12 protein-coding genes and 1 pseudogene are annotated in these 11,263 nt (G+C 55.8%); 8 read left to right on the plus strand and 5 right to left on the minus strand.

Annotated features, from left to right (window positions below; translation table 11 throughout):
* Positions 1 to 742: pseudogene (locus FDW95_RS02155) on the minus strand (ABC transporter permease); the annotation flags it as partial.
* On the minus strand, positions 739 to 1,425 hold the full coding sequence (gene ybbA, locus FDW95_RS02160) for a putative ABC transporter ATP-binding protein YbbA (protein ID WP_115259178.1): 687 nt from the start codon (positions 1,423 to 1,425) through the stop codon (positions 739 to 741). The pseudogene FDW95_RS02155 and the gene ybbA, both read right to left, overlap by 4 nt.
* On the opposite strand from ybbA, the gene tesA reads away from it, so the two are divergent.
* The 3 genes from tesA to FDW95_RS02175 are packed head-to-tail and all read left to right on the plus strand — an operon-like array spanning position 1,393 to position 3,732.
* Positions 1,393 to 2,019, plus strand: a complete 627-nt coding sequence (gene tesA / locus FDW95_RS02165) for a multifunctional acyl-CoA thioesterase I/protease I/lysophospholipase L1 (protein WP_115259981.1) — start codon at positions 1,393 to 1,395, stop codon at positions 2,017 to 2,019. The two genes, ybbA and tesA, sit on opposite strands and share 33 nt — an antisense overlap.
* 28 nt (positions 2,020 to 2,047) lie before the next feature.
* On the plus strand, positions 2,048 to 2,818 hold the full coding sequence (locus FDW95_RS02170; protein ID WP_115259179.1) for an SDR family oxidoreductase: 771 nt from the start codon (positions 2,048 to 2,050) through the stop codon (positions 2,816 to 2,818).
* A gap of 59 nt (positions 2,819 to 2,877) precedes the next feature.
* Entirely contained in the window at positions 2,878 to 3,732 is an 855-nt protein-coding gene (locus tag FDW95_RS02175) for a co-chaperone YbbN (RefSeq protein ID WP_115259180.1), read from the plus strand.
* Between the two features lie 105 nt (positions 3,733 to 3,837).
* Here FDW95_RS02175 and fetB read toward each other — a convergent pair whose 3' ends face one another.
* Positions 3,838 to 4,617, minus strand: coding sequence for an iron export ABC transporter permease subunit FetB (gene fetB / locus FDW95_RS02180; protein WP_115259181.1), 780 nt, complete (start codon positions 4,615 to 4,617; stop codon positions 3,838 to 3,840).
* Positions 4,604 to 5,281, minus strand: coding sequence for an iron ABC transporter ATP-binding protein FetA (gene fetA, locus FDW95_RS02185; RefSeq protein ID WP_096758013.1), 678 nt, complete (start codon positions 5,279 to 5,281; stop codon positions 4,604 to 4,606). Before fetA ends, fetB begins: the two co-directional genes overlap by 14 nt.
* Positions 5,282 to 5,413: 132 nt before the next feature.
* On the opposite strand from fetA, the gene FDW95_RS02190 reads away from it, so the two are divergent.
* From FDW95_RS02190 to FDW95_RS02205, 4 genes are read left to right on the plus strand one after another with little or no spacing between them, the layout of a single operon-like run.
* Positions 5,414 to 6,331 (plus strand): SPFH domain-containing protein, encoded by a 918-nt coding sequence (locus FDW95_RS02190; protein WP_096758014.1) that lies wholly within the window; start codon positions 5,414 to 5,416, stop codon positions 6,329 to 6,331.
* On the plus strand, positions 6,328 to 6,780 hold the full coding sequence (locus FDW95_RS02195; RefSeq protein ID WP_115259182.1) for an NfeD family protein: 453 nt from the start codon (positions 6,328 to 6,330) through the stop codon (positions 6,778 to 6,780). The genes FDW95_RS02190 and FDW95_RS02195 overlap by 4 nt, the downstream gene beginning before the upstream one ends.
* 26 nt (positions 6,781 to 6,806) lie before the next feature.
* Positions 6,807 to 8,951 carry a hypothetical protein gene (locus FDW95_RS02200; RefSeq protein ID WP_115259183.1) on the plus strand — a complete coding sequence of 715 codons (2,145 nt, stop codon included), beginning with the start codon at positions 6,807 to 6,809 and terminating at the stop codon, positions 8,949 to 8,951.
* Positions 8,921 to 9,637: a DUF3142 domain-containing protein gene (locus tag FDW95_RS02205; RefSeq protein WP_115259184.1), complete on the plus strand. Its 717-nt coding sequence runs from the start codon at positions 8,921 to 8,923 to the stop codon at positions 9,635 to 9,637. The genes FDW95_RS02200 and FDW95_RS02205 overlap by 31 nt, the downstream gene beginning before the upstream one ends.
* On the opposite strand, the gene cueR is transcribed toward FDW95_RS02205, so the two are convergent.
* Positions 9,634 to 10,044, minus strand: a complete 411-nt coding sequence (gene cueR, locus FDW95_RS02210) for a Cu(I)-responsive transcriptional regulator (RefSeq protein WP_115259185.1) — start codon at positions 10,042 to 10,044, stop codon at positions 9,634 to 9,636. The genes FDW95_RS02205 and cueR overlap by 4 nt on opposite strands.
* 109 nt (positions 10,045 to 10,153) lie before the next feature.
* Here cueR and FDW95_RS23375 point away from each other — a divergent pair.
* Positions 10,154 to 11,263 (plus strand): cation transporter (locus FDW95_RS23375; protein WP_249358871.1); only part of this gene is annotated, 1,110 nt, incomplete at its 3' end.

Genomic DNA, 11,263 nt, shown 5'->3' on the forward strand with positions numbered 1-11,263 from the left:
CCGACAGCAGCAGGAACTGTTGCGAGCGTTCGAGAGATTTCCCCAACGCGCCTTCATCTTGTTCCAGCCCGTACCAACGCTGCTCCGGTTTTAACTGCGGCAACAGCCACTTTTCATAATCTTCCAACTGCTGCGGCGTGCCGCCAAATTTATAACGCCAGGTCACACGGCTTCCAGGCTGGACGGCCCCCGTTTTTTCGACATCGGCAAGATTCATCATCAGACGCGGTGCTATCTGAAACGGGTTAAACCCGGAATCCGGCTCCTGTACCACCTCGCCAGCAATACGCAGCGTGGCGTCCCCGACATCAATGGCATCACCGATCTTCAAATTGAGCAGCGCCATCAGACGCGGGGCCAGCAGCACCGAACCGGGCTGCGGTTTCAGCCCTGGCGGGTTGGTTTGCAGCGCGCCATACAGGGGGTACACGTCATCCACCGCTTTGACGTTCGCCAGTTGCGGAGTATCGGCGGCAAAGGTCATGGTGGCGAAGGTCAGCTGTTCGCCCACCTTCAGGCCGCGCTGTCGCGCCTCGTCAATCCAGGCTTTCGGCACGTCCCGCGAGCTTTGCAGCGCCCGGTCGCCCGCCATAAATTCGCGGCTTTGCTGACTCAGCCCTTTTTCCATGCGGTCGCTGATATTCCCCAGCGCCAGCACGCAGGCCACCGCCAGGCTGAGCGCCAGCCAGACAATTAATAATGAGGGCGAGCGCCATTCGCGCCAGAACCAGCGTGCAATCATGCCTCCTCCTGTAGCAACCCGTTAACCAGACGTAAACGCCGGTCGCAGCGCGCCGCCAGCTGCGGGTCATGCGTGACCAGAATCAGGGTGGTGCCGTGTTCACGGTTGAGAGAGAACAGCAGATCGGCAATTTTGTCTCCGGTTTGCCGGTCGAGGTTGCCCGTCGGCTCGTCGGCAAACAGCACGTCCGGGCGTCCATTAAACGCCCGCGCCAGCGCCACGCGCTGCTGCTCCCCGCCGGACAGCTGGGCCGGAAGGTGGTCAAGGCGTTTGCCTAACCCCAATTGCTCCAGCAAAGCTTTGGCTCCAGCCTGACTGCTGCCACTATTTTCCCCGCGCAATAACGCCGGTAGTTCGACGTTCTCGAGTGCGTTGAGGGTCGGAATGAGCATGAAGGACTGAAAGACAAAGCCGACATGCTGCGCGCGCAGCTGCGCCCGGGCTTCTTCGTCCATACTGTGCAACGGTTGCCCGACCAGGTTGACTTCGCCGCTTGTGCCATCGTCCAGCCCGGCGAGGATCGCCAGCAGCGTGGATTTCCCCGAACCCGACTCACCAATCAGCGCAATGGTCTCGGCGCGTTTGACAACCAGTTCAACTCCGGTAAGGATGGATAGCTCCTGATCACCCTGACCGACGGATTTCTTAAGATGATGAACTTCAACAATGTTTTCCGCTGGCATTTGCCCTTCCTGTTCCTGGTTCTGTTAACTTTCCGCGCCGCCGCGGCGGACACGTTATTAATTCTGGGTGACAGCCTGAGTGCCGGATACCGAATGTCGGCCAGCGCAGCGTGGCCAGCGCTGCTGCATGACAAATGGCAAAACAAAACATCGGTGGTGAATGCCAGCATTAGTGGCGACACCTCACAACAGGGCCTGGCGCGTCTGCCCGCATTACTGCAACAACACCAGCCACGCTGGGTGCTGGTCGAACTGGGCGGCAATGACGGCCTGCGCGGGTTTTCACCTGCGCAAACTGAACAAACCTTGCGTAAAATTTTACACGACGTCAAAGCGGCAAAGGCCGAACCGCTGCTGATGCAAATTCGTCTGCCAGCCAACTACGGTCGCCGTTATAATGAAACCTTTAGCGCGGTTTATCCAAAGCTCGCCAGCGAGTTTGATATTCCTCTGCTGCCCTTTTTTATGGAAGAGGTCTATCTGAAACCCCAATGGATGCAGGATGATGGTATCCACCCTAATCGTGACGCCCAGCCGTTTATCGCCGACTGGATGGCGCAACATCTCACACCTCTAGTAAATCACGACTCGTAAAACAACGGAGATCCTGACAGGTAAAGTTATGCAAAAATCGGTCTTAATAACAGGATGTTCCAGTGGAATCGGCCTGGAAAGCGCGCTTGAGCTGAAACGCCAGGGTTTTCAAATTCTGGCAGGCTGCCGCAAACCCGACGATGTCACACGCATGAACGGCATGGGATTCACCGGCATCTTGCTGGATCTGGACTCTACAGAAAGCGTGGATCGCGCAGCCGATGAGGTGATCGCCCTGACCGATAATCGTTTGTATGGGATCTTTAATAACGCCGGATTCGGCGTGTATGGCCCGCTGCCGACCATCAGTCGTGAGCAGATGGAACAGCAGTTTTCCGCCAACTTCTTTGGTGCGCATCAGTTGACCATGCGCCTGCTGCCCGCCATGTTGCCCCACGGCGAAGGGCGTATTGTGATGACGTCATCGGTGATGGGCCTGATCTCCACGCCGGGACGTGGGGCCTATGCCGCCAGCAAATACGCGCTGGAAGCCTGGTCCGATGCACTGCGTATGGAGTTACGCCACAGCGGCATCAAAGTCAGCTTGATTGAACCCGGCCCTATCCGCACCCGTTTCACCGAGAACGTTAACCAGACACAGAGCGATTCCCCGGTAGAAAACCCCGGTATTGCCGCACGTTTTACGTTAGGACCTGAGGCCGTGGTCGCCAAAGTGCGTCATGCTTTTGAGAGCGATAAACCGAAACTGCGCTACCCCGTCACCCTGGTGACCTGGGCAGTCATGCTGTTGAAGCGCCTGTTGCCAGGTCGCGTAATGGACAAAATTTTACAGGGCTGAGTTGAAGCCAGCGCGTCTGCCCCCATGTAAAAACAAATCGACGAATAGAGAGTGACTCCATGTCCGTACAAAATATTGTCAATATTAACGAATCTAACCTGCAGCAGACCCTTGAACTGTCGATGACCACGCCGGTCCTGTTCTATTTCTGGTCTGAACGCAGCCAGCACTGTCAGCAATTGACGCCGGTGCTGGAAAGCCTGGTCGCGCAGTACAACGGTCAGTTTATTCTCGCCAAGCTGGACTGCGACGCCGAGCAGATGATCGCCTCGCAGTTTGGCCTGCGCGCCATCCCAACGGTGTATCTGTTCCAGAACGGTCAGCCGGTGGACGGTTTCCAGGGTCCGCAGCCGGAAGAGGTGATCCGTGCGCTGCTCGAGAAAGTCCTGCCAAGTGAAGAAGAGCTGAAAGCACGCCAGGCCATCGAATTCATTGAAGCTGGCAACCACGCTGACGCACTGCCGCTGCTGAAAGAAGCCTGGCAGATGTCCAACCAGAGCAGCGAAATTGGCCTGCTGCTGGCAGAAACGCAAATCGCCCTGAACCGCTCCGACGATGCCGAAGCGGTGCTGAAAACCATTCCGTTACAGGATCAGGACACCCGCTATCAGGGTCTGGTCGCCCAAATTGAACTGCTGAAGCAGGCAGCGGACACGCCGGAAATCCAACTGTTGCAGCAGCAGGTAGCAGACAACCCGCAGGATGCCGCACTGGCCACCCAACTGGCGATCCAACTGCATCAGGTCGGACGTAACGAAGAAGCGCTGGAGCTGCTGTTCAGCCACCTGAGAAAAGATCTTGCTGCCGCTGACGGCCAGGCGCGTAAGACCTTCCAGGAGATCCTCGCCGCATTGGGCACCGGCGATGCGCTGGCGTCGAAGTATCGTCGTCAGCTGTACGCGTTGTTGTACTAATCCGCGTGATGTTGCCCGATGGCGCTTGCGCTTATCGGGCCTACAAATTCTACAAATACCGATCCCGTAGGCCGGATAAGGCGGTAGCCGCCATCCGGCTTCACATTACGACTTCTTCAGATGCGTTACGACTAATTGGTGACGCGAATTATAGAACTTCCGATAGGTTAAATAGCAGGCGATAATGGTCGACAGGCTGGCGGTAGAAAGCAGCATGAAGGTCACCATAATCTGATATTTGATCGCTTTTACCGGATCGATACCGGCAAAGATTAACCCCGACATCATCCCCGGCAAGCTCACCAGACCGACGGTTTTCGCGGAATCAATGGTTGGGATCAACGACGCACGAATACTGTCGCGAATTAACGGCGCGGAGGCAATCTTCGGCGTGGCACCGAGGCTCAACTTTTCCTGAATTTGCTGCTGTTCGCTGTTAAATCGCTGGCCCAGATTGTTATAACACAGCCCGACCGCCACCATCGCGTTGCCCGCAATCATGCCGGAAATCGGGATCACTTGCATCGGCGTGAACGCAATGGAGCCTGACAGCACCAGTACCGCCAGCGTCAGTCCGGCCCCTGCCGTTATTGCAATAAACGACGAGATAAAGGCGTTGCCGATATATTTACTGCGTTTTTGCGCGTTATAGGCGGCGTTAAGACAGATAAACAGCACCATCAATAAGGTCAGAATACTGTGATTCACGCCAAAGATATATTTCAGCACGTAGCCGACGATAATAAGCTGGATAACCGCCCGACATACGCTCCAGAGAATATCTTTTTCCAGCGCCAGTTTTTCTTTATGGCTAATCAGAATAGCCACCACCACCAGCATCATCGCTAATGCCAGCGACTCATTGGTAATATTATGCTCGTTCATTGCGTGTTTCCTGCATTTCTCCGGCATGCGGTTGAAGGGTTATGACATTATCCGCATGATTAATTTCATCTTTATCGTGCGTCACCCACAACACCGCCATATTTTTCTCGCGAACGTAGCGATGAATAAGCTCATTTACATTCCGCTTATTGGTTTCATCCAGCGCGCTGGTGATTTCATCGAGTAGCAGAATTTTGGGCAAAAACTGCAAATTACGAATGAGCGAGACGCGTTGCTTTTCACCGCCGGACAGTTCATTGATGCCTTTTTTGAGGATCGTCTCGGGCAGATCAAAGCGCGCCAGATCGGCGAGAAACGCCTCTTCTTGTGGGTGTTTATGCCGAATTTGCCACGGAAAAATGAGATTGTCGTAAACGGTGTCGCCAAACAATGCGGGGGTTTGCGCACAATACGAGACCTGCTGTCGATACGCTTCGGGTTTGAGCGTGGATATCTCCTTTCCCTCAAAGAGGATCTCACCGTTGCTTGGGCTAATTAACGAGGCCACAATCTTCAGCAATGTGCTTTTACCGCAGCCGGATGGGCCTGTTATGAGCTTAAATTCCCCGGCGTGGAGATTAAAACAGATATTATTGAGAATCTTCGTGTTACCCGCCTGCCAGCCGACATCGTTGAGCTGGAGCAAAATACTGCTTTCTTCCATTATCATTCCCTTTTCACCGCTTTCGTGCAGACAGTCTATACCTGTAATTTATTATTGGGGAGCCACCTTGATAAATCGGGTATAATTTGACTTATCAGGCAGTAAAGGACAGCGTAACAGGAGGTTTTATCGATGCTCATTTTCATCCCCATTCTCATTTTTGTCGCGCTGGTGATTGTTGGCGCAGGCGTCAAAATCGTCCCTCAGGGATACCAGTGGACGGTGGAACGCTTTGGTCGTTACACCAAAACCCTGCAGCCAGGCTTAAGCCTCGTGGTACCGTTCATGGACCGGATTGGTCGTAAGATCAATATGATGGAGCAGGTTCTCGATATTCCGTCGCAGGAAGTTATCTCCAAAGATAACGCCAACGTATCCATCGATGCGGTGTGCTTTATTCAAGTGATCGATGCGCCAAAAGCGGCGTATGAAGTCAGCAATCTGGAACTGGCGATCATCAACCTGACGATGACCAACATCCGTACCGTTCTCGGCTCGATGGAGCTGGACGAGATGCTTTCCCAGCGCGACAACATCAATACGCGTTTGCTGCATATCGTTGATGAAGCCACCAACCCGTGGGGCATCAAAATTACCCGTATTGAAATCCGCGATGTGCGCCCACCGGCCGAGCTTATCGACGCCATGAACGCCCAGATGAAAGCCGAACGAACCAAGCGCGCCTATATTCTTGAGGCCGAAGGGATCCGCCAGGCCGAAATCGTCAAGGCCGAAGGTGAGAAGCAGTCGAAAATCCTGAAAGCGGAAGGTGAACGCCAGTCCGCGTTCTTGCAGGCCGAAGCGCGCGAACGTTCCGCCGAAGCTGAAGCCCGTGCAACGCAGATGGTGTCTGAGGCCATTGCCGCCGGGGATATTCAAGCCGTGAACTACTTCGTGGCACAGAAATACACCGAAGCACTGCAACAAATCGGTTCGTCCAATAACAGCAAAGTGGTGATGATGCCGCTGGATGCCAGCAGCCTGATGGGCTCCATTGCCGGTATTAGCGAACTGATTAAGGACAGCGCCAGCGAGCGGAACAAATCATGATTGCGATGATTCTGGTTCATCCACACCTCTTCTGGCTCAGCCTCGGCGGTCTGTTACTGGCCGCTGAGATGTTGGGCGGCAACGGCTATCTGCTGTGGAGCGGTGTGGCGGCAGTCATCACCGGTCTGGTCGTCTGGCTATTGCCGCTCGAGTGGGCCTGGCAGGGCGCGATGTTCGCCGTCTTAACGCTGCTGGCAGCCTGGCTGTGGTGGAAGTGGTTGGCAAAGCGTGTGCAGGAACAAAAACCGGCAGACAGCCATCTCAACCAGCGCGGACAGCAACTGGTCGGCCGCCGGTTTGTGCTGGAAACGGCGCTGGTAAACGGGCGCGGACATATGCGCGTGGGCGACAGCTCCTGGCCGGTCAGCGCGCGTGACGATTTGAGTGCAGGAACACAGGTTGAGGTGATTGCCGTTGAAGGCATTACCCTGATTATCAGAGCCTTATAACCCACATAATGACAGGAATAAAGATTATGGTCAGGAAGACACCCCTCGCCTTTGCCGTGTGTACCTTGCTGGCGGGTGCCCCACAGGCATTCGCCTCTTTTGATATGGAAGACTGTAAGTGGAGCGATGCGAGCTGTCTGCTGAAAGGCATCCCGGTCCTCAGCCCGGAAAACGACACCCGTGATAACCTGCTGCGTCTGTTGAGCCAGGAGAAATCATTCACCCTGCCGGTGCAGTCACTGCCTGCGGATGTTACCCGCTCCCGCGATTACTATTTTGCATATCATCCACAGTGGGATGAAATATCTCCGCCGCCAGCCGACGCCCCAGTGCAAAGCAAAGATGATGCGCTTGCCCGCCAGATGGCCGAACTGCAGATTACCGTCGAAGAGACAAACGCCGACGACGCAGAGCATGAGAACCGCCATGTGTCGAATACGACAGCCAGCGTCAGCCAGTTCTTTGCCGCACTGCTGGCGGATACTACGTTAACAGCTGAACAACGCCAGGCGTTAGCCCGGGCACGCCTGGGACTACTGTCCGGCGCGAGCGCTGAGCAAATTACATCCTCGCTTGCCACCATCCCTGCCGACGCCTCTGCGCAACAATACAAAACCTATCTGATCGCTGCCGCCCGTTTCTACGAAGGCGACTACGTCACTGCCGAACAGGATTTCACGCAGCTAGCCACCAGCAGTAGTCCGTGGCTGGCAGAAACCGCGCAATATATGCTGATGCGCACCGCGTTGAACAAGAGCAGTCAGAACAGCGTCGGTGAATACGGCGATTTTGATAGTGCAAAAATCAACCGCCAGGATGCCAGCCAGGCGCAAACTCAGGCCCAGGCTTATCTGCAACGCTTCCCGCAGGGGCTGTACGCCGACTCCGCACGCGGCATGCTGCGCCGGATTAACTGGTATTTGCAGGCATGGCCGCCGCTGGCTGGGCTGTATGAACAAGCCTTCCAGCAGACAACCGACGCACAGCAGCTGCGCGATACGGTCATCGAATACGATAATGTTTTCGGTATGCAATTCTTTGAAGGCCCCGTGGTGGAGGCCTTCCCCGACGCGCCGCTGGTCAGCTATATCGAGTTGCTGCGCGCGCTGCGTCTGAACAACGACAACAAACCGACGCTGACGCAGGCCCAGCTTGATGCCAGCAAACCGGTGTTTGAAAAGGGGGGCAAACTCGCCCTGTGGCAGGATCTACAGCTGAATCTGTGGATGGCAACGGGCAATTACGCGGCCATTGTGCAGGCGGTGACCCCGGCGCAAAAACTCCCCGCACACGACATTCTCGCCTTCAGTGAGCAGGTGATGTACGGAGAAGCGCTGATGGAGCAACAGCAGTGGCCCGCCGCCCGCGCGTTCTGGCAGCAGCTACTGAAAATCAGTCAGGACCCCGAACAGCAGCAGTATGTACAGGCCAAGCTGGCGGCAACGCTGGTTTACAGCGGCGACATTGCGTCTATTTTCGCCCCGGACAGCGCGGTGACGAACCTGCGTTTTCGTTCGCAGGTGTTAAAAGCACAGGCAACACCAGAGCTGCTGCGCCAGCAGGCCACTCGCGGCCCCAACAACGAAGAACGCACCATCGCCCTGCATACATTGTTGGTACGCGATCTCACCGAGAATCGTTTTAGCGACTGGTTGAATGACAAAAAGCTGGCTGGCGCGATTACGCCACCGGTGATTGGCGAGTCGTTTGCTGATGTGAATCTGAGTACCTTTGACTGGAACGGCGACGCCGCCCAGGCCGGTTACGCCTGCCGTAGCCTCGATAAAACGGTCACTGTGCTAAGCAAAAAAGCGGATGATGCCCACGCGCTGAACTGCCTGGGGGAATTCTTCCGTACTTCGCAAACCCATGTGGATCTGCAGGCAGACAGTGCCGGTAACGACGTGCTGGTCACGGCCATCTCACGCAAAGAGCCGTTCGGACAGTTTGACCGCCAGCGTTATTATCAGCAGGTGATCGCTTCCCCCAACGCAGAAGTCGAAGACAAGAGTTTTGCGCTGTACCGGGCCATCATGTGCTATGCGCCATCGGGTTATAACGAATGCGGCGGTGAAAAGGTGGACAAGTCGCAGCGTAAAGACTGGTACACACAGTTGAAGACGCAGTATCCAGGAAGCCCGTGGACGCAAAAACTCAAATACTACTGGTAATTGCGCTGCTGAGCGGACAGGCTCAGGCCGCAGAAACGGTAGCTGCCCGTGAACATCAGGCTTTTTGGTTATGGTCCGGGGTAAAAGCCAGCGACGAGCTGCGGGACGCGCAAACGGTGTATCTGCACCAGGGGGAAGTGCTGACCCGCTCGGGCCAGGTGGTCTTTCAGCGTCTGGGTCTGCCGGTCAGCCGCCTGACCTTTCCGTCAATTTGGCTGACCGTGCGTTTTACTACCCTCGACGTACCGGATGCGATCCCGGCACGTATCGTGCGGCTGTTGCAGCGCTGGCAGGCCGCAGGCAACCACGTGGTCGGTCTACAGGTTGATTTTGACGCGGCAACCCATCAGCTCGCCGATTACGCCCGATTTCTGCAACAGCTGCGCCAACAATTGCCGCCGGAGTTCGCTCTTGGGGTAACCGGACTGCTGGACTGGGCCAAGACCGGCGATGTCGCCACGCTGAATGCGCTACCGGTTGATGAACTGGTGGTGCAGAGCTATCAGGGACGTCACACGGTAGCCAATTATCAGGCGTATCTGCCCGCACTCACCCGGTTACGCATTCCGTTTAAGCTCGGGCTGGTACAACACGGTAGTCGGGATGTGCAGGCGGAAGCGCAGTTGGAGACATCACCATGGTTTCGTGGCACGGTGGTCTTTATGCTGCAACCACCACGCCTTTAGGCCTTCGCTTTGTGGCGGCAGCAGCCGGAGAGATTATCAATGATCGGGCATTCGGCGCTGTCATCGCCGGGACAGCTGTCCGCCAGCGCCAGCAAATGCGTGCGCATCGCCTGGAGTTCGTTAATGTGCCGCTCAATGTCCGCCACTTTTTCCAGGGTGCGCTTTTTCACATCTGCGCTGTGGCGTGCCGGATCGTTAAACAGGTTTACCAGCTCACCGCACTCTTCAAGGTTAAAGCCAACCTGCCGCGCCTGACGCAGCAACGTCAGTTCGTTCAGATGTTGCTGCGTATAGGTGCGGTATCCGTTTTCGCTGCGCATCGGCGGCGTCACCAGCCCTTTCTCTTCATAAAAGCGGATAGCTTTACTGGTTAAACCGGTTTTTTTAGCAACATCGGATATATTCACATCTTCCCCCTTGACCTTCCCCTTGATGGAAGGTTTAACCTTTATAACAGTTAGTCAAAACGATTGCCAAGGTCAATAAACCACCGACCAATCATAGAGGATTATTGTTATGTCTCAAACCATCGACCTGACCCTGGACGGATTGTCCTGTGGTCACTGCGTTAAACGCGTCAAAGAAAGTCTCGAACAACGTCCGGACGTTGAGCAAGCGGATGTCACTGTTACCGAAGCACACGTTACCGGTAGCGCCAGCGCCGAAGCGTTAATTGAAACCATCAAACAAGTTGGCTATGGCGCAGAGTTAAGCCACCCAAAGGCTAAACCGCTGGCGGAGTCATCAATCCCGTCGGAAGCGCTGACAGCGGTCTCTTCTGAGCTTCCGGTAGCGACGGCTGAAGATGACAGCCAGCAGTTGTTGTTGAGCGGCATGAGCTGCGCCAGCTGTGTTTCCCGGGTACAAAATGCGTTGCAAAACGTACCGGGCGTCACGCAGGCACGGGTAAATCTGGCGGAGCGTACTGCGCTGGTAATGGGCAGCGCTTCCGCCGAAGAATTAGTCCAGGCCGTAGAGAAAGCTGGCTACGGCGCTGAAGCCATCGAAGACGATGTTAAACGTCGTGAACGCCAGCAGGAAACGGCCGTTGCCACCATGAAACGCTTTCGCTGGCAGGCAGCCGTTGCGCTGCTGCTGGGCGTACCGGTGATGGTGTGGGGCATGATGGGCGATAACATGATGGTCACCGCCGATAACCGTAGCCTGTGGCTGGTCATCGGTCTGGCGACGCTCGCCGTGATGGTCTTCGCAGGCGGTCACTTTTACCGCAGCGCATGGAAAAGCCTGATGAACGGCACCGCCACCATGGATACCCTGGTGGCGCTCGGAACCGGGGTGGCCTGGCTCTATTCAATGAGCGTTAACCTCTGGCCGCAGTGGTTCCCGATGGAAGCACGCCACCTCTATTATGAAGCCAGTGCGATGATTATCGGTCTGATTAACCTCGGACATATGCTGGAGGCGCGCGCCCGTCAACGCTCCTCCAAAGCACTGGAAAAACTGCTCGACCTCACGCCACCGACCGCGCGCGTGGTAACAGAAGAAGGCGAAAAAAACGTCCCACTGGCCGATGTTCAGGCTGGCATGTTACTGCGCCTGACCACCGGTGACCGCGTCCCGGTGGACGGTGAAATCACCCAAGGCGAAGCCTGGCTGGATGAAGCC

The sequence above is a fragment of the Citrobacter sp. wls718 genome, assembly GCF_005280945.1.
In the GTDB taxonomy this organism is placed as follows: domain Bacteria; phylum Pseudomonadota; class Gammaproteobacteria; order Enterobacterales; family Enterobacteriaceae; genus Citrobacter; species Citrobacter gillenii.